Origin of the sequence: Streptomyces sp. WY228 (assembly GCF_019287315.1) — a bacterium.
In the GTDB taxonomy this organism is placed as follows: Bacteria; Actinomycetota; Actinomycetes; order Streptomycetales; family Streptomycetaceae; genus Streptomyces; species Streptomyces caviscabies.
Genome location: NZ_CP079114.1, coordinates 1,547,805 through 1,568,964, shown reverse-complemented (window position 1 = coordinate 1,568,964; position 21,160 = coordinate 1,547,805). Strand labels below are relative to the sequence as shown.

Sequence of the window (21,160 nt, the reverse complement as noted above, 5' to 3'; positions counted from 1 at the left end):
CCATGCCCACGCCCGACGACACCGCCACCCCGCGCCGCCGTGCCCTGGGGCGGGGGCCGGGCGTGGCGGCGTTCCCGGAGCCGGAAGCCGTACCGGAGCCCGCGACGCAGCCGGCGCCCGTACCGGAGCCGGAGGCCGTTCCCGTACCGGCGGTCGAGCCGGCGCCCGTACCGGCGGCCGAGCCGGAGCCCGTGGAAGAGGGCGAAGAGGGCGAAGAGGGCAAGGAACAGCCTGAGAGCGACGACAAGCGGTTCACCGTCCGCCTGGTGAACTTCGAGGGTCCCTTCGATCTCCTCCTCCAGCTGATCTCCAAGCACAAGCTGGACGTCACCGAGGTCGCGCTCTCCAAGGTCACCGACGAGTTCATGGCGTACATCCGTGCCATGGGCCCCGACTGGGACCTCGACCAGACCACCGAGTTCCTCGTCGTCGCCGCCACGCTGCTCGACCTCAAGGCCGCCCGGCTGCTGCCCGCGGCCGAGGTCGAGGACGAGGCCGATCTCGCGCTCCTGGAGGCGCGGGACCTGCTCTTCGCGCGGCTGCTGCAGTACCGCGCGTACAAGCAGATCGCCGAGATCTTCCAGGGCCGTCTGGAGTCGGAGGCCCGCCGCCACCCCCGTACCGTCGGGCTGGAGGACCACCACGCCGCGCTGCTGCCCGAGGTGGTCATCAGCATCGGGCCCGAGGGCTTCGCGAAGCTCGCGGTGAAGGCGATGCAGCCGAAGCCGAAGCCCCAGGTGTACGTCGACCACATCCACGCCCCGCTGGTCAGCGTCCGGGAGCAGGCGGGCCTGGTGGTGGAGCGGCTGCGCGAGGCCGGGGCGGCGGTGAGCTTCCGGGTGCTGACCGAGGACGCGCCGGACACCCTGACCGTGGTCGCCCGCTTCCTGGCCCTGCTGGAGCTCTACCGCGAGAAGGCCGTCACCCTGGACCAGGACGAGGCGCTGGGCGATCTGCTGGTGGCCTGGTGCGGCGGGGAGGGCGCGGAGCCGGTGGTGACGGACGAGTTCGACCAGGAGCTGAACGGGACCCCCGAAGAGGAGGACGTACGGGAATGAGCGCGCAGCCCACCGCACAGGACGACGGCGGACCGGACGACGGCAGCGCGGTCGCCTCGCTCGATCTCAAGCCCGCCCTGGAGGCGGTCCTCATGGTCGTCGACGAGCCCGCCACCGTCGACCACCTCGCCAAGGTGCTCCAGCGGCCCCGCCGGGCCGTGGCGGACGCGCTGCGGGAGCTGGCCGACGAGTACACCGTGCAGCGCCGGGGCTTCGACCTGCGGCTCGTCGCGGGCGGCTGGCGGTTCTACACCCGGCCCGAGTACGCGGCGGCCGTGGAGGGCTTCGTCCTGGACGGCCAGCACGCCCGGCTCACCCAGGCCGCGCTGGAGACCCTGGCGGTCGTCGCGTACCGGCAGCCGGTGAGCCGGTCCAGGGTCTCGGCGGTGCGCGGAGTGAACTGCGACGGGGTCATGCGGACCCTCCTCCAGAGGGGCCTGGTGGCCGAGGCGGGCGCGGAACCCGAAACAGGTGCGATCCTGTACAGGACGACGAACTACTTTCTGGAGCGAATGGGCCTGCGCGGCCTGGACGAGCTCCCGGAGCTCGCGCCCTTCCTCCCGGAGGCGGACGCGATCGAGGCTGAGACGCTAGAGGGTGTGCCGTCGTTCGATCCGGACGCACCGGACACCCCGGATACTCACGCAGACGACAAGACGGAATTTTGATGCGAAGCAGTGGCAGGAACAGCGGAAGCGGCAGCGGCGGCAGCGGCCGGAGCGGCGGTCAGGGCGGCCGTCCCGGTCAGGGCGGCGGACGCGGTCAGGGCGGGCGTGACGGCGGTGGGTCCTTCCGCCAGGGCCAGGGCGGCGGCCCGGGCGGGCGCTCCGGCGGCCAGGGCGGCGGCGGACGCGGCGGCAGCCAGGGCGGGCGTCCCGGAGCCCCGGGCGGGCGTCCCGGCGGCCAGGGCGGCCGTCCGGGCTCTCAGGACGGGCGCAAGAGCTTCCAGGGCGGACGTGACGAGCAGGAGCAGCGCCCCCGCCGTCCCCGCCCGGAGGAGCGCCGCTACGACGTCGGCAACGACGCCCCCGGCGCCCGGGGCGGCGAGGACGGCCCCCGCAAGGGCCGCGGCTCGGCGGCCCGCGGCGGCGCCAAGGGCGGCCCGAAGCCCGCACAGGGCGGCAACCGCGGCGGCTTCCGGCGCGGCGGCGCCCCCTCGCGCCCCCGTGAGCTGGACGCCAAGATCGAGCAGCGCAACCGCGACCGGTACGCGAACAAGCCCGACATCAAGCTGCCCAAGACCCACCCGGGCGCCGAGCAGGAGGGCGAGCGGCTGCAGAAGGTCCTTGCCCGGGCCGGCATGGGCTCGCGCCGCGCGTGCGAGGAGCTGATCGAGCAGTCCCGCGTCGAGGTCAACGGCGAGATCGTCGTCGAGCAGGGCATGCGCGTCGACGTGCACAAGGACGAGATCAAGGTCGACGGCCTCACCGTCGCCGCCCAGTCGTATCTCTTCTTCGCGCTGAACAAGCCCGCCGGTGTCGTCTCCTCGATGGAGGACCCGGACGGCCGTCAGTGCCTCGGCGACTACGTGACCAACCGCGAGACGCGGCTGTTCCACGTCGGCCGGCTGGACACCGAGACGGAGGGCATCATCATGCTCACCAACCACGGTGAGCTGGCCCACCGCCTCACGCACCCGAAGTACGGCGTGAAGAAGACCTACCTGGCCGCCGTCCAGGGCCCGCTGCCGCGCGACCTCGGCAAGCGGCTCAAGGACGGCATCCAGCTGGAGGACGGCTACGCCCGCGCCGACCACTTCCGCGTCGTCGAGAACACCGGCAAGAACTACCTGGTCGAGGTGACCCTCCACGAGGGCCGCAAGCACATCGTCCGCCGGATGCTCGCCGAGGCGGGCTTCCCGGTCGAGCGGCTCGTGCGGACGTCCTTCGGGCCGATCCCGCTGGGCGACCAGAAGTCCGGCTGGCTGCGCCGCCTCACCAACACCGAGGTCGGCATGCTGATGCGCGAGGTCGGCCTCTAGCCGCATCCGCACCCACGCGACGGCCCGCGGCCGGTTCTGTTCGAACTTTCCGAACAGAACCGGCCGCGGGCCTTTCGCGTTCCCCGTCCACCCTTTATAGTCAGAGTGACTATAAAGAAGGAGGCGGGCGTGAGTCTCGCGGACGTACTCGATCCCCTGCAACAGCCCCTGGTGACGATCCTGGACACCCCGGTCAGCTGGACCGAGTTGCTGGGCTTCGGCAGCGGGGCGCTCTGCGTCTGGCTCGTGGCCCGCCAGCACCTCGCCAACTGGCCGATCGGCATCGCCAACAACCTCTTCTTCATCCTGCTGTTCGCCCAGTCCGGTCTGTACGCCGACGCCGGCCTCCAGATCGTCTTCATCACCCTCGCCGCGTACGGCTGGTGGACCTGGACCCACGGGGGTGGACCAGGGACATCGGTCCTGCCGGTGCGCAGGACGACCCGCACCGAATGGGCCTGGCTGCTCGCGGCGGGGGTGGTGGGGACCGCCGGGATCACCCTGCTGCTGTCCCGGGCCACCGACTCCACCGTCCCGTTCTGGGACGCGCTGACGACGTCCCTGTCGCTGATGGCGACGTACGGGCAGTGCCGCAAGCGGCTGGAGTCCTGGTGGCTGTGGATCGCCGCCGACGTGGTCTACATCCCGCTCTACGCCCACAAGGGGCTGTACCTGACCTCGCTGCTGTACGCCGGATTCCTCGCGCTCTGCCTGATCGGCCTGCGCAACTGGCACCGCGACCTGACCGCACGCACCGCACGGACCCCGGAGGCGGCCGCCGTATGAAGCGCTACGAACACGGCCTGGTCCTCGGCAAGTTCTACCCGCCGCACGCCGGCCACCACCACCTCGTCCGGACCGCCCAGGACCGCTGCGAACGGCTGACCGTGCTGGTCTGCGCCGCCTCCGTGGAGTCCGTCCCGCTCGCCGACCGGGTCGCCTGGATGCGCGAGATCCACCCGGACGTCACGGTGGTCGGCGCGGTCGACGACACGCACATGGACGTCAACGATCCCGCGGTCTGGGACGCGCACATGGCCGTCTTCACCGCCGCCGTGCCCGAGCGGGTGGATGCGGTCTTCACCTCGGAGGCGTACGGGGAGGAGCTCGGCCGCCGCTTCGGCGCCGCGTCCGTCCTCGTCGACCCCGACCGCACCCTCTTCCCGGTCTCCGGCACCGCCGTGCGCCAGGACCCGGCCGGCTGCTGGGACTTCCTCCGGCCGCCCGTACGGGCCGCCCTCGCCCGCCGCGTCGTCGTCCTCGGCGCGGAGTCCACCGGCACCACCACCCTCGCGCGGGCGCTCGCCGCCCACTACCGGGCACGCGGCGGGGTCTGGGCGCGCACCGGATACGTCGCCGAGTACGGCCGCGAGTACAGCGAGCACAAGCTGGCCGCCCTGCGCGAGCGGTGGCCCGGGGCCGCCTGGGAGGACGTCACCTTCACCACCGACGACTTCCCGCTCATCGCGAGGGCCCAGAACGCCCGCGAGGAGGAGGCCGCCCGCGCCGGATCCCCGGTCCTCGTCTGCGACACCGACTCCTTCGCCACCACCGTCTGGCACGAGCGGTACGTCGGCGGCCGCAACCCGCTCGTCGAGGAGATCGCCGACCGCGCCGCCCACCACCTGTGGCTGCTCACCGACCACGAGGGCGTCGCCTTCGAGGACGACGGGCTGCGCGACGGCGAGGAGCTGCGCCCCTGGATGACCGACCGCTTCCGCGCCGAACTCACCCGCACCGGACGGCGATTCATCGAGGTCACCGGCCCGCCCGAGACCCGGCTCGCCACCGCTGTCACCGCCGTCGACGAACTCCTCGCCACCGGCTGGGACTTCGCCGCACCCCTCCCGGAGAAACGATGAGCACCCCCGCCCCCGAGGGCTACGACCCCTACGCCTTCGCGCCGTTCGCGGTCACCGTCGATCTCGCGGTCTTCACCGTCCGCGAGGCCCGACTGCACGTCCTGCTCGTCGAACGCGGCCAGGAGCCCTTCCGGGGCCGGTGGGCGCTGCCCGGCGGCTTCCTGCTGCCCCGCGAGTCCGCCGAGGACGCCGCCCGCCGCGAACTCGCCGAGGAGACCGGCCTCGGCCCCGGCACGATCGGCGCCCTCCACCTCGAACAGCTGCGCACCTACACCGCCCCGGACCGCGACCCGAGGATGCGGGTCGTCTCCGTCGCGTACGCCGCACTCCTGCCGGACCTGCCCGAACCGCGCGGCGGCGGCGACGCGGCGAGCGCCCGGTGGTGGGACGCGGGCGCCACCGGGCCGCTGGCCTTCGACCACGACACGATCCTCGCCGACGCCCACGACCGGATCGGCGCCAAGCTCGAATACAGCTGTCTGGCCACCGCGTTCTGCCCCGCCGAGTTCACCCTCGGCGAGCTCCAGCAGGTCTACGAGACCGTCTGGGGCGTCGAGCTGGACCGCCCCAACTTCCGGCGCAAGGTCCTGAACGCGCCCGGCTTCGTCGAAGCCGTCGAGGGCCCGCCGCGCCGCACCGGCGGACGGGGCAAACCGGCCGCCCTCTACCGGGCGGGCGACGCCACCGCCCTGCACCCGCCGCTCCTGCGTCCGGCGCAGCCCGACGCTCCCCACTCCGCACCGGAAGGACGAGACGGATGACCATCGCCACCCCACCCCTCACCAAGCAGGCCGCGACCGGCGTCCTGACCGGGCTCGCCCTCGGCGACGCGCTCGGCTTCCCCACCGAGTTCAACGACGTGCCCGCCATCCTCGCCAAGTTCGGCCCCTGGCGGCAGCTGCCCCTGCTGACGCCCGCCGTCGTCTCCGACGACACCCAGATGACGATCGCGCTCGGCCGCGCCATCCGCACCGCCATGGACAGCGGACTGCTCACCCCCGAACGGCTGGTGGGCCCGGCCCGCGACGAGTTCGTCGCCTGGTACCACTCGCCCGACAACAACCGGGCCCCCGGCAACACCTGCCTCACCGCCTGCCGGCTGCTCGAACACACCCGCGTCTGGCAGGAGGCCAGCCAGACGCACTCCAAGGGCTGCGGCGCCAACATGCGGGTCGCCCCCGTCGGCCTGGTCCCCGGCCTCAGCGAGGAGCAGCGGGCCGGCGCCGCCCAGCTCCAGGCCGCCCTCACCCACGGCCACCCCACCGCGCTGGCCGCCTCCGACCTGCTGGCCCGCGCGGTGTTCCTGCTCGCCCAGGGCGCCGAACCCCTCGGCCTGATCGGGCAGTTGCGCAGCTACGCCGTGGACAACCGGGGCCGCTACCACACCCGCTGGCTCGGCGACCTCTGGCGCCACGCGGGCGACGCCACCCCGCAGGCGTACATCCAGCGCGGCTGGGACGAGTGCCTGGCGGCCCTGGAGACCGTACGGGACGCCCTGCGCGACCCGTCGCCGGAGACCGACCCGTGCGAGCGGACCGGCGACGGCTGGATCGCCGAGGAGGCCCTCGCCACCGCCCTGCACTGCTTCCTGCTCTTCCCCGAGGAGCCCGTCACCGCCCTGCGCCGCGCCGCCTGCACCCGGGGCGACTCCGACTCGATCGCCTGCCTGACCGGGGCGCTGGCCGGGGCGCACCTGGGCGCGGCGGCCTGGCCCAAGGAGTGGTCCGAGCGCATCGAGTACCGCAGCGATCTGCTCTCCCTCGCGGCGCTCTGGGACGCTTGAGCCATGACCACCGCCATCGACGACCTCCTCGCGCGGGCCGGCCTCCCGGTCACCGACCTGCGCCCGGATCTCGAACACGCCCCCGGCCCCCTGGCCTTCGCCACGGTCTCCGGCGCCCATCTGTACGGCTTCCCCTCCCGGGACTCGGACGTGGACCTGCGGGGGGTCCACGTCCTGCCCGCCGAGGACCTGCTGGGGCTGCACGAGCCGGAGGAGACCCGCACCCGGATGTGGGAGCGCGACGGGGTCGAGCTGGACCTCGTCACCCACGACCTGCGCAAGTTCGTCCGGCTGATGCTCCGACCCAACGGCTACGTACTGGAGCAGCTGCTGTCCCCGCTGGTGGTGCACACCGGCCCGCTCCACACGGAGCTGGCCGCGCTGTCCCCGGGCGTCCTCACCCGCAACCACGCCCACCACTACCGGGGCTTCGCGGTGACGCAGTGGCGGCTGTACGGGAACACCGGCGAACTGAAGCCGCTGCTCTACACCTTCCGGGCCCTGCTCACCGGCATCCACCTGATGCGCACCGGCGAGGTGCTGGCCCATCTGCCCACCCTGATCGAGGGGACCGACGCCCCCGCGTACCTCCCGGACCTGATCGCCGCGAAGGCCGAGGCCGAACACGGCACGGCGACGACGGGCCCGGACGAGGAGACCCTCGCCCGGGACGTGACGGAGCTGCACCGCGTCCTGGACGAGGCGCGGACCCGCTCCCGGCTGCCGGACGCGGTGACGGTCCTTCAGGACCTGCACGACCTCGTCGTACGGGCCAGGCTCGCGGCACTCCGGGACGTCTGATCACCCGGAGTCCCGTGCCGCCGAGGCCCGCCGGGTCCGGACGAGGAAGTCCTCCACGGCCGCCCGGTCGGGTTCCGGCGGCAGCGGGGAGCGGGCCGCCGCCTCGTCGTTCTCCTCGCCGAGGCGGTTCATCCGGCGCTCCACCTCCGGCCACGGAACCTCGCCGCGCTTCACCGCCAGCAGCTCCTCGCGCGCCTCGCCGACCTCGATGCGCAGCTCGCCCGTACGCAGCAGATCACGGCTGCTCGCCAACAGCCGCAGCAGATGCATCGCGTGCTTCCAGCGCGGCGCCCCGTGGACCCGTACGTCCGCCTCCAGCTTCCTGCGCTGACCCAGCGCGTACCGGACGAACGTGCCGTGCGCGAGCCGCGACAGGAACGCTCCGCGCAGGGCCAGCAGGGCGTGGCCGGTGTCGTCCACGGACTCCACCAGTGGCGAGTGCAGGCACTCCAGCACATTCGGGTTGGCCCGCAGCGCGAGTTCGCAGAAGCGTTCCAGCTCCCAGGAGAACTGTTCCGGCGCGGGGCCCTCGACATGCGTCGGCGGCTTCTCGAAGCGCCAGAACAGCGGAGTCGGCGCGAGGAACACACCGCGCCGGTCCGTGTCGCTGTCCTCGGTGGCCAGTCCGAAGGCGCGCGAGCCCATGACGCACGCGTAGACCGTGTGGTCGCGTACGAGCGCTTCCTCGGCAGGAGTGATCATGGCCGCGAGCGTACGGGGGAGCAGGCGGCCGCGCCCCCGGATATCCGGGCCCGCCCTCAGCCCAGCCGGATCGTTCCGCCCGAGACGCTGATCCGCTCGGCGGGCAGCGGCCGGGGCGCCGGGCCGGCCTCGACCGCCGCGTCCGTGATGCTGAATCTACTGCCGTGGCAGGGGCAGTTGATGGTGCCGTCACTGACCGTCGAGACGAGACAGCTCGCATGGGTGCAGACGGCGGAGAACGCCTTGAACTCACCCTCCTCCGGCTGGGTCACCACCACCTTCCGCTCCTTGAAGACGGTTCCGCCGCCGACCGGGATGTCCCCGGTCGCGGCCAGCTCGACTCCGTCCGAAGCGCCCGGCGACGCCCCGTCCGAGGCGGTGGGCGTCCCGCTCGTGTCACCGCCGCCGCCCTCGTCGGAGGATCCGCAGCCGGTGGCCAGGGCCGCGGCGCCGGCCGCACCCGCGGCCAGCACCGTCCTTCGCCGTGCGTTCAATGGGGCTCCTTCGGTGGCAGGGGTGGTGTCATCGTCGCGGCGGCGGGCCCGCAGGTGAAGCAACCGGGCGGACCGTGCGCCCGCCCGAGTGGCAGATGGGGTGATTTCGGCCGACATTGAGCCGGTGCGCGCACCTCATCGGAGAGGGCGCGCGCCTCACGAAGGGCGGAACCCATGGCGGGAAACGATCTCGGCAGCCTTCTCGGCGGTCTGCTGGGCGGCGGACAGGGCAGTGGCCAGGGCGGCGGACAGGGGCCCGGCGGGGCCGGGAACATCCTCGGCTCGCTGCTGGGCGCGCTCGCCGGGGGCACGGGCGGGACGTCCGGGGGAGCGGGCGGCGGCAACGCCCTCGAAGGGCTGATCGGCATGCTCACCAGGTCGGGCCTCGTCGACCAGGCGCAGTCCTGGGTCGGCACCGGCGACAACAAGGCCGTCAGCGGAGCCCAGATCGCCGAGGCGCTGCCCGACGAGACCCTGCGGAAGGTCGCCGAGGACTCCGGCGTCTCGCCCCGGGAGGCGGCCGAGCAGATCGCCCGCGCGCTGCCCGAGACGGTCGACAAGCTGACCCCGAGCGGCCAGGTCCCGCAGGGCGGCTCGATCGAGGACCTGATCAAACAGCAGAAGCTCTGAACCGGACGGCGGAAGCTCTCCGACGGTCCGGCCGCCGACCCCCGGGTCGATTTCCTGTACAGTTGTCCAGGAAATCGACCAGGAGGCCCTTCGTCATGCATGTCGCAGCTCAGGTTCTGGTGGCGCTCGTCGCGGTCATCCACCTCTACTTCCTCGTCCTGGAGATGTTCCTCTGGGACACCGACCGCGGCCGCAAGGCCTTCGGCACGACCGCCGCCTTCTCCCGCGAGAGCGCCACGCTCGCCGCCAACCAGGGCCTCTACAACGGCTTCATGGCCGCCGGACTGATCTGGAGCCTCTTCGCGAGCGATCCGGTCGCCCACCAGACGCAGATCTTCTTCCTCATCTGCCTGGTCGTCGCCGGTGTCTACGGGGCCGCCACCGTCAGCCGGAAGATCCTCTACGTCCAGGCCGGGCCCGCCGCCCTCGCCCTCGCTCTCGTCCTCCTGGCCGGCTGAGGCCGATGGGCCCCGCGGTGACGGACGGCAGCGGCGACCCGCGGACCGCGCGCACCAGGGCCAGGCTCCGCGCCGCCCTGCTCGCCGCCTGCGAGGAGCGGCCGCTCGACCGGGTCAGCGTCTCGCAGGTGGTCCGGGGCGCCGGGGTCGGCCGGGCCACGTTCTACCTCCACTACGACGATCTGCACGCCCTCGCCGTGGAGGCCTGCGCCGAGATCGTCACCCGGGCGGTCGACGCCCTGCACGCCTGGGACGGCGCGCCCCCGGGCCCCGACGACCCGCCGCCCCCGCTCGGCGAGCTGCTCGCCGAGGTCGGCGCCCGTACGCCCGTCTACCGCAGCCTGCTCCGGGAGGGCGGCGGCGGACCGCTCGGCGAACTGCTCCACGCCGAACTCCGCCGGCGCAGCCTCGACGAGCTGCGCGCCCGCCGCCCGGGCGACCCCGGCCAGGACCTCACCGCGAGCGCCGTCGCCGGACTCTTCACCGGAGTGCTCGCCGACTGGGTGCACGGGCACACCGCCGTCGCCCCCGACGCTCTCGCCGCCCGGATCTGGCGGATGCTCCTGGCCGTGCACGCCACCGCCCGTCTCACGGACGGAACACCGTGATCGCCGCCGCCCCGGCCGCCCTAGGCTGAGCGGAGCGGCGGCCCGCACCGAATAGCGCCGGGCCGAAGACGCGGCGGAGCAGCGACGAGCGAGGAGTACGACGTGGCGGTACGAGCGGTCCGGGGCGCGGTCCAGCTGGACCGGGACGAGGCCGGGCACATGGACGAGCGGGTCGGTGAGCTGCTGACCGCCGTCCTGGAGCGCAACGAGCTCGTCGCCGACGACCTGATCAGCATCTGGTTCACCGCCACCCCCGATCTGCACAGCGACTTCCCGGCCGCCGCCGCCCGCGGCCTCGGCATCGTCGACGTACCCCTGATCTGTGCCCAGGAGCTGGACATCGACGGGGCCATGCCCCGGGTCGTCCGTATCCTCGTGCACGTCGAGACCTACCTCTCGCGCGCCGAGATCAGCCACGTCTACCTCGGCGCCACCGCCACCCTGCGCAAGGACATCGCCCAGTGAGAACCGCCCTCGTCATCGGAACCGGGCTCGTCGGCACCTCCGCCGCCCTCGCGCTGGCCGGCCGGGGCATCCACGTGCACCTCGTCGACCACGACCCCGCGTCCGCCCGCACCGCCGCCGCGCTCGGCGCCGGTACGGACGAGGCGCCCGAGGGCCCCGTCGACCTGGCGATCGTCGCCGTACCGCCCGCCCACACCGCGGCCGTCCTCGCCCGGGCGATGCGCGACGGCGTGGCCCGCGGCTACCTCGACGTCGCCAGCGTCAAGGGCGGCCCGCGCCGCGAGCTGGAGGCGCTCGGCCTCGACCTCGCCGCGTACATCGGTACGCACCCGATGGCGGGCAAGGAGCGCTCCGGGCCGCTGGCCGCGACCGCCGACCTCTTCGAGGGCCGCCCCTGGGTCCTCACCCCGACCCGGGACACCGACACCGAGGTGCTCAACCTCGCGCTGGAGCTGGTCGCCCTGTGCCGGGCCGTCCCCGTCGTCATGGACGCCGACGCCCACGACCGGGCCGTCGCCCTCGTCTCGCACACCCCGCAGCTGATCTCCTCGATGGTCGCCGCCCGGCTGGAGGAGGCCGACGAGACCGCCGTACGCCTGTGCGGCCAGGGCATCCGCGACGTCACCCGGATCGCGGCATCCGACCCCCGGATGTGGGTGGAGATCCTCTCCGCCAACCCCGGCCCGGTCGCCGACGTCCTCGCCGGGGTCGCCGCCGACCTGGCGGAGACCGTGGCGGCGCTGCGCGGCCTGCACTCCGCCGACGAGGAGAAGCGGCGCGCGGGCACCGACGCCATCGAGGACGTCCTGCGGCGCGGCAACGCCGGCCGCGTCCGGGTCCCCGGCAAGCACGGCGCGGCCCCCACCGCCTACGAGACCGTCGCCGTCCTCATCGGCGACAAGCCGGGCGAGCTGGCCGCGATCTTCGCCGACGCCGGCCGGGCCGGGGTCAACATCGAGGACGTCCGCATCGAGCACGCCACCGGCCAGCAGGCGGGCCTCGTCCAGATCATGGTCGAGCCCAGCGCCGCCCCGGTCCTCGGCGCGGCCCTCCAGGAACGCGGCTGGTCGATCCGCGGCTGACCCGGTCCCGTACGGGCGGCCCGCCCCGTCACGTACGAAGGGAGCGGCGCCACCCCCGCGCGGGTGGCCCGCCTCCCCCGTACGGGGTACAAGGGCACGCCCGGTACTCGGTAACCTGGTACGAGGCCGCCCGCAGGCCCGTCCGCCCCGCCCCGTGTACCAGGAAGGTGTCCACCACCGTGGAAACCGCACGCCCCTCCGTGATCGTCGCCATCGACGGGCCCTCGGGCACCGGCAAGTCGAGCACCTCCAAGGCCGTCGCCGCCAAGCTCGGCCTGAGCTACCTGGACACGGGCGCGCAGTACCGGGCCATCACCTGGTGGATGCTGAACAACGGCATCGACGTGGGCAACCCGGAGGAGATCGCCACCGCCGCCGCCAAGCCCGTGATCGTCTCCGGCACCGACCCGGCCGCCCCGACGATCACCGTCGACGGCGAGGACGCCTCCGGACCGATCCGCACCCAGGAGGTCACCTCCAAGGTCAGCGCCGTCAGCGCGGTCCCCGAGGTGCGCACCCTCATCACCGCGCTCCAGCGCTCCATCGCCGCGGCCGCGACCGGCGGCATCGTCGTCGAGGGCCGGGACATCGGCACCACCGTGCTGCCCGACGCCGACCTCAAGATCTTCCTCACCGCCTCCCCGGAGGCCCGCGCCGCCCGCCGCAGCGGCGAGGTGAAGGGCTCGGACCTGACCGCCACCCGTGAGGCCCTGATCAAGCGCGACGCCGCCGACTCCGGCCGCAAGACCTCGCCGCTCGCCAAGGCGGACGACGCCGTCGAGGTGGACACCACCGAGCTGACCCTCCAGCAGGTCATCGAGTGCGTCGTCACCCTCGTCGAGGGGAAGCGGGTCGCCGCGTGAGCGATGCCACAGGCGCGCCCACGCCGCGCGGAGCGGCCGTCGGGCGGTCCATCGGCATCGGCCTGATGTACGGGCTGTTCAAGCCCCGGGTGCTCGGCGCCTGGCGGGTGCCCGCCGCCGGACCCGTCATACTCGCGGTGAACCACTCCCACAACATCGACGGACCGATGCTGATGGGCACCGCACCCCGGCCGGTGCACTTCCTGATCAAGAAGGAGGCGTTCGTCGGCCCCCTCGACCCGTTCCTGCACGGGATCGGCCAGATCGAGGTGGACCGTACGACCGTCGACCGCACCGCCATCAGCCACGCGCTCGGCGTACTGGAGGACGGCGGAGTCCTCGGGATCTTCCCGGAGGGCACCCGGGGCGAAGGAGACTTCGCCTCGCTGCGGGCCGGACTCGCGTATTTCGCGGTACGGGGCGGGGCGCCCATCGTCCCCGTGGCCGTCCTGGGAAGCACCGAGCGCCGCGGACGGTTGATACGGGGGCTGCCCCCGCTGCGCAGCCGGGTCGACGTCGTCTTCGGCGACGCGTTCGACGCGAGCGCCGGCGACGGGCGGCGGACCCGCAAGGCGCTGGACGAGGCGACCCTGCGGATCCAGGCGCGGCTCACCGCCCACCTGGAAAGTGCCAAGCGCCTCACCGGGCGATAGGCCAGACTTGAGTACTTGAGTAGTGGGCCGCGCTGATCGCGGCCCATCGATGATGATGCAAAGAGGAACGGACTTCATGAACGACCAGATTCACTCCGACGGCTCGGGCCACGAGCACGGAGAACTTGGCGATGCCGAGTACGCGGAGTTCATGGAGCTCGCCGCGCAGGAGGGCTTCGACCCCGAGGAGGTCGAGGGCGCCCTCGGCGAGGCCGGTCACGGCCCGCTCCCCGTGCTCGCCGTGGTCGGCCGCCCCAATGTCGGCAAGTCGACCCTGGTGAACCGGATCATCGGCCGCCGCGAGGCCGTCGTGCAGGACAAGCCCGGCGTCACCCGCGACCGCGTCAGCTACGAGGCCGAATGGGCCGGACGCCGCTTCAAGGTCGTCGACACCGGCGGCTGGGAGCAGGACGTGCTGGGCCTCGACGCCTCCGTCGCCGCCCAGGCCGAGTACGCCATCGAGACGGCCGACGCGGTCGTCTTCGTCGTCGACTCCACCGTCGGCGCCACCGACACCGACGAGGCCGTCGTCAAGCTGCTGCGCCGGGCCGGCAAGCCCGTCGTCCTGTGCGCCAACAAGGTCGACGGCCAGAGCGGCGAGGCCGACGCCACCGCCCTGTGGTCGCTGGGCCTCGGCGAGCCCTACCCGGTCTCCTCGCTGCACGGCCGCGGCACCGGCGACATGCTGGACGCGGTCCTGGAGGCCCTGCCGGACGCCCCGGCCCAGAAGTTCGGCACCGCGCTCGGCGGCCCCCGCCGGATCGCCCTGATCGGCCGCCCGAACGTCGGCAAGTCCTCCCTGCTGAACAAGGTCGCGGGCGAGGACCGGGTCGTCGTCAACGAACTGGCCGGCACCACCCGCGACCCGGTCGACGAGCTGATCAACCTCGGCGGCATCACCTGGAAGTTCATCGACACGGCCGGTATCCGCCGCCGGGTCCACCTCCAGGAGGGCGCGGACTACTACGCCTCGCTCCGTACGGCCGCCGCCGTGGAGAAGGCCGAGGTCGCCGTCGTCCTGATCGACTCCAGCGAGTCCATCAGCGTCCAGGACCAGCGCATCATCACCATGGCCGTGGAGGCCGGGCGCGCGCTGGTCGTCGCGTTCAACAAGTGGGACACCCTCGACGAGGAGCGCCGCTACTACCTGGAGCGCGAGATCGAGACGGAGCTCGCGCAGATCTCCTGGGCGCCCCGCGTCAATGTCTCGGCCGTCACCGGCCGGCACATGGAGAAGCTGGTCCCGGCCATCGAGACCGCGATCGAGGGCTGGGAGACCCGTGTCCCCACCGGCCGGCTCAACGCCTTCCTCGGTGAGATCGTCGCCTCCCACCCGCACCCGATCCGCGGCGGCAAGCAGCCGCGCATCCTCTTCGGCACCCAGGCAGGCACCAAGCCCCCGCGCTTCGTGCTCTTCGCCTCCGGCTTCCTGGAGCACGGCTACCGCCGCTTCGTCGAGCGCCGGCTCCGCGAGGAGTTCGGCTTCGAGGGCACCCCGATCCACATCTCGGTCCGGGTCCGCGAGAAGCGCGGCCGCAACAAGTAGCACCGGCACACGACGAAGCCCCGGACGCTCTCGCGAGAGCGTCCGGGGCTTCGTCGTGCGGCTTGCGCCCCCGGCTCTGTCCGGCCTTCGTACGGCCTCAGGAGTCGCGTGACCCCGGCGGCAGCGCCGCGGGCCGGGGCCGCCCCGCGTGCCGCCCCACCCGCTGCCAGGAGCCGAGCGTCCCGGTGTGCTGGCTCTGGCCGCCGCTGCCGCCGCTTCCGCTCTGGCCGTTGTGCCCGCCGTGGCCGTTGCCGTGTCCGGAGGCGGTGGAGTGACCGCTCAGCGGTGTCCTGGAGGCGAAGAGACCGGCGCCGAAGGCCGGGAAGCCGAGATTCTCCTCGCCACTGCGGTCACCCGGCAGCGCCCGGAACGAGCGCCGGTACTCGGAGTACAGCGCGTCGTAGATCGGGGTGGGGGACACGCCCCCCGACGGATCCTGCGAAGGACGCATGGCAGGGATCTGACTCTGATGCTGGCGGGAGGAGTCGTATGAGTGCACGTAGGTGCCAACGACCTCAGCGCCCGTCGGATGCGGCCCCGCCGGAGAAATCGCTGTTCGGCGGGGGTGCCCGAGCTGGGCGGACATGATCAGGTCCCGGCCAGCGGCATCGACGCGGCGACCAGGAGCCCGTTGACCGCGGCCTTCTCCAGGGCGTCCCGGAGCAGGTCCTCGCGTGGCTGCTGGCCGATGGTCCCGGCCGGGGCGGCGAAGACGAGGACCGTCTGCGACTTGTTGACCGCGGCCCGCCAGCCGTCGGTCACCTGGAGCGGCTGGTGCGCCTGCCACCAGGCGACCGGGTTGCCGCCGCCGGCGCTCGGCTGGAGCACGGCGTGCAGCTGGCCCACCGCCAGCAGCACGGACCAGCCCGGAAGGACCTCCGGCAGCCGGTTCATGTCGGGGGCCGGGCGGAAGCCCTGCTCCAGCAGCAGCTGGAGGAACTCGTCGCCCCCGCTGCCGTCGGTGCCGGGCCGGGCGACCGGGCCGGTCGGTTCGACGACCAGGGCCGGGCGGAGATCGTCCTCGATGAGGACGAGTCCGCTGGTGATGCCGAGGACGGCCTGTTCGGGCATGAGCCCCTCCGTATTCGTCTGCTCGCTGCCGGTGATGCTGCGCACCGCGCCCTGGAGCTGGTCCTCCGCGACCTTGACGACCTGCGAGGGGATGCACGTCGCGTGGGCGAACGCGAGGACGGCGGTCTCGTCGCCGATGAACAGCACCGTGCTGGTGCGTTCCTGGTCGGAGTCGCCGGGGGTGCGGCAGGAGGTGCAGTCGTAACTGCCCGGGGCGTTGTCGCCGACGAGCAGCCGGTCGGCTTCGTCGTCGCCGATCTCGGCGCGTACGTCCTGGCTGACGTCGAGCATGCGCGGCACGGGGGCTCCTCGAACTCGGTGCGTGGGCCGGGTGGTTCCCGGCTCATGAAGAGACAACGCGGGATCCGTGGCCGGGGTCACGCACCGGGGCGTACGGAAGTGAGGAACAGGTCGACACATCGGTACGTCGAGGAGTCGACCCGCGGCCCGTCGTACGGCCCGTCGCACGGCTCGTCGCACGCCCCGGCATACGGCCGTGGCACTCGCCCGGAATCTTTTACCCGGGCGCAGGCAACCTACCGGCATGGAGCCTCGTCAAGCTCGAAGGAAAGCATTGGCCAACGGATGACGGGGCAGGCGACCGGTCGACCGTACCGGTGGCCGGTGGGCGCGTTCCCGTGACGTCCGGGCCCGCGGTCATCCGGATCGAAAGATTCCGGAACCCGCAGGTCAGCGGTGGTCCGGGTGGCGGGACGGGGATCCCGTGCGCGCCTTTCCGGACGCTCGCGCATTCCCGGTGTATTCCGGACGGGAATGCGCTCGGAAGTACAGCTTTGACAGGCCGGATCGACTGGGGGAAACAGCTACACCATGCATATCTCTTTTCTTCTGCACAATGCCTACGGAATCGGAGGAACGATCCGGACGACGTTCACCCTCGCCCGTACGCTCGCCGAGCGGCACGACGTCGAGATCGTGTCCGTCTTCCGGCACCGTGACGCACCCGTCCTCGGCGCGCCCGAGGGCGTGACGATGCGCCACCTCGTCGATCTGCGGAAGAAGAGCGCCACGTACGACGGCGAGGACGCCGAACACGCCCGGCCCGCCGTGGTGTTCCCGCGCGGGGACAGCAGGCACAAGCAGTACAGCAGGCTCACCGACGCCCGGATCGCCGCCCATCTCCGGACGGTCGAGGCGGACGTCGTCGTCGGCACCCGCCCCGGTCTCAACGTGCACATCAGCCGGCAGACCCGCCGCGGACCGGTGCGCGTCGGGCAGGAGCACCTGACGCTCGACAGCCACGGTTACCGGCTGCGCCGCGAGATCGCCCACCGGTACACCCTGCTCGACGCGCTGACCACCGTCACCCGTGCCGACGCGGACGACTACCGCAGCCGGCTGAAGCTGCCGGGCCTGCGGATCGAGACCATCCCCAACGCCGTTCCCGAGCCCGCCGGTCCGCCCGCGGGCGGCGACCTGAAGTGGGTCGTCGCGGCCGGCCGGCTGCACCGGGTCAAGCGCTACGACCTCCTGGTGCGGGCCTTCGCCCAGGTCTCCGCGGCCCGCCCCGACTGGCGGCTGCGCATCTACGGCGGCGGGGACGCGACCGGGAACGAACAGGCGTCGCTCCGCGCCCTCATCGACGAACTCGGCCTGCACAGCCAGGTGTTCCTGATGGGCTCGGTCAACCCGATGGAGGCCGAGTGGCCCAAGGGGTCGATCGCCGCCGTCACTTCGGAGCGCGAGTCCTTCGGCATGACGATCGTCGAGGCGATGCGCGCCGGTCTGCCGGTCGTCGCCACCGACTGCCCGCACGGACCCGCCGAGATCATCGAGGACGGGGCCGACGGACGTCTGGTGCCGGTCGGCGACCCGGACGCGACCGCCGCCGCGCTGCTCCAGCTGATCGAGGACGACGAACTGCGCCACCGGATGGGCGCGGCCGCACTCGCCTCCTCGGCCCGCTTCGACCCGGCACGGATCGCCGAGCGCCACGAGAGTCTGTACACCGAGCTCCTCGCCCGTGGCGCCCAGGGGCGCGGCCACAGCGCCCTGAGCACCGCACTGCACCGCACCCGGGGCAGCGTCCTCGACGGGGCCTACGCCCTGCGCTACAAGGCGGCCGACGTGCTCCGCGGGAAGAGGTCCGCGTGACGGCCCCGGCGCCGTAGCCGGGGACAACGGGCGGCGGACAACGGACGGCTGACAACGTGCGGCCGACAACGGGCGGCGGGCGGCCGTGGTGGACCGGCACAGCGGTCAACAGCTGTCCGCTGCTCCTGGCAGACTCGCCGCATGTTGGAGACCTCCGCACGACTGCTGCGCCTGCTCTCACTGCTCCAGGCTCACCGGGACTGGTCCGGCGCCGACCTCGCCGACCGGCTCGGCGTCACCCCGCGCACCGTGCGCCGGGACGTCGACAAGCTGCGCGAACTGGGCTACCCGGTGAACGCCAGCCGTGGCACCGGTGGCGGCTACCAGCTCGGGGCGGGCGCCGAGCTGCCGCCGCTGCTGCTGGACGACGAGGAGGCCGTCGCGGTCGCCGTCGGTCTGCGCACGGCGGCCGGACACGGCATCGAGGGCATCGGCGAGAGCTCCGTACGCGCCCTGGCCAAGCTCGAACAGGTGCTGCCGAACCGGCTGCGCCGCCGGGTGGGCGCGCTCGGCGCGTTCACCGTGCCGATGCTGCACGGCCCGGAGGCCTCCGCGGTCGACCCCGGCGTGCTCACCGAGCTGGCCGGGGCCTGCCGGGACGCCGAGCGGCTCCGGTTCGCCTACCGGACCCATGACGGGGAGGACTCCCGGCGCACGGTCGAACCGCACCGGCTCGTCTGCACCGAGCGCCGCTGGTATCTGGTCGCCTGGGACCTGGAGCGGGCGGACTGGCGCACCTTCCGGGTGGACCGGATCACCCCGACCCCGCCGCACGGCCCCCGTTTCACCCCGCGCACCCCGCCCGCGGAGGATCTGGCGGCGTACGTCTCGCGGGGCGTCGCGGTCTCGGCGTACGCGGCCCGGGCCGTGATCCTGCTCAAGGCCCCGTTGGCGGAGGCCGCCCGCCGGGTGTCGCCGTCCGCCGGGGTGCTGGAGGCGGTGGACGAGGACACCTGCCGGCTGATCACGGGGGCGCCGGACCTCACCGTGCTGGTGATCCATGTGCTGATGATGGGCATCGATTTCGAGGTCGTCGAGCCTTCCGGCCTCACCGAGCTGATGCGGGAAGCGCGGGACCGGCTCACGCGCGCGCTCGACGGACCGTGAGACTCCGGACGGGGTGAGGGAAACGTGCGGAAAGGAAAGACCGGTTTAAGCGGGCGGGAAATTCCGGTGCCCCGGCCATTCGGGCGACGATCCCCCGTGATGGGAAAAGGAGCAGGTCACCCCGGTGATTCCGGATCGCTGCCGGAGCGCTCTTCCCGCCGGTGAACGGAGGTTCTCGTTAATGCGCGACGGGGCTTCCGGCCGGTCCGTTCGGGTGAATGGAACCGCGTATACGCGTGTGGGGATCCTGTGACACAAGCGTGACCGCCACGGCATGTGGAGATGCAGTCGAACGCCTCTCCGGCCCGGCCTTCCGTCACGGTCCGGGGCCGCCTACGGTGAAGGCATGGCATCTCTACCGACCCCTCCAGCACAGCCGGACGACGCCGCCGAGTCGTACGTCGGCCTCGCCGCCGACGCCGCCGAGCGGCAGGCCAGAAGCCGTGGCTGGGACACGGTCCGGGCCGTCCCTCCGGGCACGTTCCTCACCATGGAGTTCCGCCACGGCCGGATCAACTTCCAGGTCGAGGGCGACACCGTGACGCGCTGCTGGGTGGGCTGACCCGCCCCGTCGCACCCGGGCCCCGACGGCCGAAGGCCCCGACCGCGGTCGGGGCCTTCGGCGTACGGACGGAGGTGGTGCGTGCCGCCCCCGAGGGTTCGGGGGAGCGGTGGATCAGCCGCCGGACAGCGGGCGGGCCGGGCTGCCGGTGCCGCGCGGGCCCCGTTCCGCGTGCGGCGGCGGACGGCGTACGCCCGCCGGGGCGACCGGCATGCCGCCCGGTCGTGCGGGGTGCCCGGTGTGCGCCCGCGCCCTGGCGCCCGCCGGATGCCCGGCGGGCAGCACCGGTTCGACCGAGGCGGTCACGGCCTCGGCGGTGAGACCGTCGGTGGCCATCGACTGCGGCAGCAGCACCGGCTGCGGCCCGGCGTCGGCCACGGGCGCCGGACGGGTGCCGCCACGCCGCTCCCGCCACCGCTCGCGCATCGCGAAGATCCAGGCCTCGGTCCGGGCGATCAGCGGCTCGAACCAGGGCAGCGCCAGCAGGATGAGCAGCCCGGCCGCCCAGCCCAGCACGACATCGCTGAGCCAGTGCGTACCGATGTACACGGTGGTGAGACCGACGCCCAGCGACACCGTCGCGGACACCGCCGACAGATAGCGCCTGGCCCGCGGTGTGGTGGCCAGATAGGCGAGGATTCCCCAGGTCACGACGGCGTTCGCGGTGTGCCCGGAGGGAAATATATCGCCGCCGGCGAACATCTCGGCCGAGCCGATCTGCGTCGCGTAGTGCGGGCCGAGCCGCCCGAGCCCCAGCTTGACCGCGCCCACCGTCACATTGAGCAGCAGCAGGGCCGTGCCGAGGACCAGCAGCGGCCGCAGCGTGTGCTGACGCCAGGAGCGCCAGCCCAGCCAGCAGGCGACCATCACCGCCGTGGGGCCGCGCTGGCCGAGCACGACGTAGTAGTCCAGGAAGGCGTGGAGTTCGGGCCACTGCTGGTAGGGCCGGAACAGCATGACCTTCCAGTCCAGGGCGACCAGCCAGGACGTGATCAGCACCGCCCAGACGATGGCGAGATAGAACGCCAACGTCCCGCCGAAGAGGGCGATGCGGTGACGGCTCATCCGCGGTGCCTCTATCTTCGGCGGTTCCGGCTCCCGGTCCAGCCGGGCAAAGATGTCGGTACGCACCCAATCGACGTTACAGCGAGTGAGTGTGTGAGCAGGCCAATCCGGGCTCTTTGTGATGACGATGTGATGTGGACTTTGTCTCGGAACGGCGTCTTTTCCGGGCGCGGAGAAGAATCTCCGTGATCTTGTGGCCAATAGCCCGCCGGTTCCGTTCGTAAGCGTGTTTGATCTCTCGGAAAAACAGTCGC

Annotated in this window: 24 protein-coding genes; 19 read left to right on the top strand and 5 right to left on the bottom strand. The window is 72.8% G+C overall.

Annotation, left to right across the window (positions count from 1 at the left end; translation table 11 throughout):
• Window positions 1-2 precede the first annotated feature (2 nt).
• The 8 genes from KV381_RS06625 (at window position 3) to KV381_RS06590 (ending at window position 7,485) form a co-directional block, all read left to right on the top strand.
• On the top strand, window positions 3-1,058 hold the full coding sequence (locus KV381_RS06625) for a ScpA family protein (protein WP_218784884.1): 1,056 nt from the start codon (window positions 3-5) through the stop codon (window positions 1,056-1,058).
• Window positions 1,055-1,726, top strand: coding sequence for an SMC-Scp complex subunit ScpB (scpB, locus tag KV381_RS06620; RefSeq protein ID WP_030630960.1), 672 nt, complete (start codon window positions 1,055-1,057; stop codon window positions 1,724-1,726). Before KV381_RS06625 ends, scpB begins: the two co-directional genes overlap by 4 nt.
• Complete coding sequence (locus tag KV381_RS06615; protein WP_030630963.1) at window positions 1,726-3,039, top strand: pseudouridine synthase; 1,314 nt, start codon at window positions 1,726-1,728, stop codon at window positions 3,037-3,039. The genes scpB and KV381_RS06615 overlap by 1 nt, the downstream gene beginning before the upstream one ends.
• 129 nt (window positions 3,040-3,168) lie before the next feature.
• Complete coding sequence (gene pnuC, locus KV381_RS06610) at window positions 3,169-3,825, top strand: nicotinamide riboside transporter PnuC (protein ID WP_218784882.1); 657 nt, start codon at window positions 3,169-3,171, stop codon at window positions 3,823-3,825.
• Window positions 3,822-4,901: an AAA family ATPase gene (locus tag KV381_RS06605; protein WP_218784880.1), complete on the top strand. Its 1,080-nt coding sequence runs from the start codon at window positions 3,822-3,824 to the stop codon at window positions 4,899-4,901. The genes pnuC and KV381_RS06605 overlap by 4 nt, the downstream gene beginning before the upstream one ends.
• Window positions 4,898-5,662: an NUDIX domain-containing protein gene (locus KV381_RS06600; protein ID WP_030630971.1), complete on the top strand. Its 765-nt coding sequence runs from the start codon at window positions 4,898-4,900 to the stop codon at window positions 5,660-5,662. Before KV381_RS06605 ends, KV381_RS06600 begins: the two co-directional genes overlap by 4 nt.
• Window positions 5,659-6,684 (top strand): ADP-ribosylglycohydrolase family protein, encoded by a 1,026-nt coding sequence (locus KV381_RS06595; protein WP_030630975.1) that lies wholly within the window; start codon window positions 5,659-5,661, stop codon window positions 6,682-6,684. Before KV381_RS06600 ends, KV381_RS06595 begins: the two co-directional genes overlap by 4 nt.
• Window positions 6,685-6,687: 3 nt before the next feature.
• The gene (locus KV381_RS06590) at window positions 6,688-7,485 is read left to right on the top strand and encodes a DNA polymerase beta superfamily protein (RefSeq protein WP_218784878.1); all 798 of its coding nucleotides are present in this window, start codon (window positions 6,688-6,690) and stop codon (window positions 7,483-7,485) included.
• Here KV381_RS06590 and KV381_RS06585 read toward each other — a convergent pair whose 3' ends face one another.
• Together KV381_RS06585 and KV381_RS06580 are read right to left on the bottom strand one after the other, a co-directional pair.
• Window positions 7,486-8,187 carry a DNA polymerase beta superfamily protein gene (locus tag KV381_RS06585; protein WP_030630981.1) on the bottom strand — a complete coding sequence of 234 codons (702 nt, stop codon included), beginning with the start codon at window positions 8,185-8,187 and terminating at the stop codon, window positions 7,486-7,488.
• Between the two features lie 56 nt (window positions 8,188-8,243).
• Window positions 8,244-8,681, bottom strand: coding sequence for a Rieske (2Fe-2S) protein (locus KV381_RS06580; RefSeq protein ID WP_103538233.1), 438 nt, complete (start codon window positions 8,679-8,681; stop codon window positions 8,244-8,246).
• A 174-nt stretch (window positions 8,682-8,855) separates the two neighbouring features.
• Between KV381_RS06580 and KV381_RS06575 the strand changes: the two genes are divergently transcribed.
• From KV381_RS06575 to der, 8 genes are all read left to right on the top strand, one after another.
• Window positions 8,856-9,311 carry a YidB family protein gene (locus KV381_RS06575; RefSeq protein ID WP_086778454.1) on the top strand — a complete coding sequence of 152 codons (456 nt, stop codon included), beginning with the start codon at window positions 8,856-8,858 and terminating at the stop codon, window positions 9,309-9,311.
• Window positions 9,312-9,406: 95 nt separating this feature from the next.
• Window positions 9,407-9,769 (top strand): DUF1304 domain-containing protein, encoded by a 363-nt coding sequence (locus KV381_RS06570; RefSeq protein ID WP_030630989.1) that lies wholly within the window; start codon window positions 9,407-9,409, stop codon window positions 9,767-9,769.
• 5 nt (window positions 9,770-9,774) lie between these two features.
• Complete coding sequence (locus KV381_RS06565; RefSeq protein ID WP_030630992.1) at window positions 9,775-10,377, top strand: TetR/AcrR family transcriptional regulator; 603 nt, start codon at window positions 9,775-9,777, stop codon at window positions 10,375-10,377.
• 102 nt (window positions 10,378-10,479) lie between these two features.
• Window positions 10,480-10,842: a chorismate mutase gene (gene aroH / locus KV381_RS06560; protein WP_030085806.1), complete on the top strand. Its 363-nt coding sequence runs from the start codon at window positions 10,480-10,482 to the stop codon at window positions 10,840-10,842.
• Entirely contained in the window at window positions 10,839-11,924 is a 1,086-nt protein-coding gene (locus KV381_RS06555; protein ID WP_218784876.1) for a prephenate dehydrogenase, read from the top strand. Before aroH ends, KV381_RS06555 begins: the two co-directional genes overlap by 4 nt.
• A gap of 167 nt (window positions 11,925-12,091) precedes the next feature.
• Window positions 12,092-12,787 (top strand): (d)CMP kinase, encoded by a 696-nt coding sequence (cmk, locus tag KV381_RS06550; protein ID WP_030085802.1) that lies wholly within the window; start codon window positions 12,092-12,094, stop codon window positions 12,785-12,787.
• On the top strand, window positions 12,784-13,440 hold the full coding sequence (locus KV381_RS06545; RefSeq protein ID WP_103538231.1) for a 1-acyl-sn-glycerol-3-phosphate acyltransferase: 657 nt from the start codon (window positions 12,784-12,786) through the stop codon (window positions 13,438-13,440). Before cmk ends, KV381_RS06545 begins: the two co-directional genes overlap by 4 nt.
• 76 nt (window positions 13,441-13,516) lie before the next feature.
• Window positions 13,517-14,986 carry a ribosome biogenesis GTPase Der gene (gene der / locus KV381_RS06540; protein WP_030631001.1) on the top strand — a complete coding sequence of 490 codons (1,470 nt, stop codon included), beginning with the start codon at window positions 13,517-13,519 and terminating at the stop codon, window positions 14,984-14,986.
• 97 nt (window positions 14,987-15,083) lie between these two features.
• On the opposite strand, the gene KV381_RS06535 is transcribed toward der, so the two are convergent.
• Together KV381_RS06535 and KV381_RS06530 are read right to left on the bottom strand one after the other, a co-directional pair.
• On the bottom strand, window positions 15,084-15,437 hold the full coding sequence (locus tag KV381_RS06535) for a hypothetical protein (RefSeq protein WP_218784875.1): 354 nt from the start codon (window positions 15,435-15,437) through the stop codon (window positions 15,084-15,086).
• 137 nt (window positions 15,438-15,574) lie between these two features.
• A complete protein-coding gene (locus KV381_RS06530) occupies window positions 15,575-16,357 on the bottom strand; it encodes a hypothetical protein (protein ID WP_030085794.1) in 783 nt (260 codons plus the stop codon).
• Window positions 16,358-16,888: 531 nt separating this feature from the next.
• Here KV381_RS06530 and KV381_RS06525 point away from each other — a divergent pair.
• The 3 genes from KV381_RS06525 to KV381_RS06515 all read left to right on the top strand — a co-directional run bounded on the left by KV381_RS06525 (window position 16,889) and on the right by KV381_RS06515 (window position 19,841).
• Complete coding sequence (locus KV381_RS06525) at window positions 16,889-18,172, top strand: glycosyltransferase family 4 protein (RefSeq protein ID WP_103538230.1); 1,284 nt, start codon at window positions 16,889-16,891, stop codon at window positions 18,170-18,172.
• 141 nt (window positions 18,173-18,313) lie between these two features.
• Window positions 18,314-19,279, top strand: a complete 966-nt coding sequence (locus KV381_RS06520; RefSeq protein ID WP_030085790.1) for a YafY family protein — start codon at window positions 18,314-18,316, stop codon at window positions 19,277-19,279.
• Window positions 19,280-19,625: 346 nt separating this feature from the next.
• The gene (locus KV381_RS06515) at window positions 19,626-19,841 is read left to right on the top strand and encodes an I78 family peptidase inhibitor (protein ID WP_030085788.1); all 216 of its coding nucleotides are present in this window, start codon (window positions 19,626-19,628) and stop codon (window positions 19,839-19,841) included.
• A 114-nt stretch (window positions 19,842-19,955) separates the two neighbouring features.
• Here KV381_RS06515 and KV381_RS06510 read toward each other — a convergent pair whose 3' ends face one another.
• Window positions 19,956-20,972 (bottom strand): phosphatase PAP2 family protein, encoded by a 1,017-nt coding sequence (locus tag KV381_RS06510; protein WP_218784873.1) that lies wholly within the window; start codon window positions 20,970-20,972, stop codon window positions 19,956-19,958.
• Between the last annotated feature and the right edge of the window lie 188 nt (window positions 20,973-21,160).

What these genes read in the sequence shown, in the direction of transcription:
- KV381_RS06525 (WP_103538230.1), top strand. Translation starts at nt 16,889, where the DNA reads ATGCATATCTCTTTTCTTCTGCACAATGCCTACGGAATCGGAGGAACG.
- KV381_RS06600 (WP_030630971.1), top strand. Translation starts at nt 4,898, where the DNA reads ATGAGCACCCCCGCCCCCGAGGGCTACGACCCCTACGCCTTCGCGCCG.
- KV381_RS06605 (WP_218784880.1), top strand. Translation starts at nt 3,822, where the DNA reads ATGAAGCGCTACGAACACGGCCTGGTCCTCGGCAAGTTCTACCCGCCG.
- KV381_RS06575 (WP_086778454.1), top strand. Translation starts at nt 8,856, where the DNA reads ATGGCGGGAAACGATCTCGGCAGCCTTCTCGGCGGTCTGCTGGGCGGC.
- KV381_RS06595 (WP_030630975.1), top strand. Translation starts at nt 5,659, where the DNA reads ATGACCATCGCCACCCCACCCCTCACCAAGCAGGCCGCGACCGGCGTC.
- scpB (WP_030630960.1), top strand. Translation starts at nt 1,055, where the DNA reads ATGAGCGCGCAGCCCACCGCACAGGACGACGGCGGACCGGACGACGGC.
- KV381_RS06585 (WP_030630981.1), bottom strand. Translation starts at nt 8,187, where the DNA reads ATGATCACTCCTGCCGAGGAAGCGCTCGTACGCGACCACACGGTCTAC.
- KV381_RS06535 (WP_218784875.1), bottom strand. Translation starts at nt 15,437, where the DNA reads ATGCGTCCTTCGCAGGATCCGTCGGGGGGCGTGTCCCCCACCCCGATC.
- KV381_RS06625 (WP_218784884.1), top strand. Translation starts at nt 3, where the DNA reads ATGCCCACGCCCGACGACACCGCCACCCCGCGCCGCCGTGCCCTGGGG.
- KV381_RS06570 (WP_030630989.1), top strand. Translation starts at nt 9,407, where the DNA reads ATGCATGTCGCAGCTCAGGTTCTGGTGGCGCTCGTCGCGGTCATCCAC.
- KV381_RS06590 (WP_218784878.1), top strand. Translation starts at nt 6,688, where the DNA reads ATGACCACCGCCATCGACGACCTCCTCGCGCGGGCCGGCCTCCCGGTC.
- KV381_RS06565 (WP_030630992.1), top strand. Translation starts at nt 9,775, where the DNA reads ATGGGCCCCGCGGTGACGGACGGCAGCGGCGACCCGCGGACCGCGCGC.
- KV381_RS06515 (WP_030085788.1), top strand. Translation starts at nt 19,626, where the DNA reads ATGGCATCTCTACCGACCCCTCCAGCACAGCCGGACGACGCCGCCGAG.
- KV381_RS06615 (WP_030630963.1), top strand. Translation starts at nt 1,726, where the DNA reads ATGCGAAGCAGTGGCAGGAACAGCGGAAGCGGCAGCGGCGGCAGCGGC.
- der (WP_030631001.1), top strand. Translation starts at nt 13,517, where the DNA reads ATGAACGACCAGATTCACTCCGACGGCTCGGGCCACGAGCACGGAGAA.
- KV381_RS06520 (WP_030085790.1), top strand. Translation starts at nt 18,314, where the DNA reads ATGTTGGAGACCTCCGCACGACTGCTGCGCCTGCTCTCACTGCTCCAG.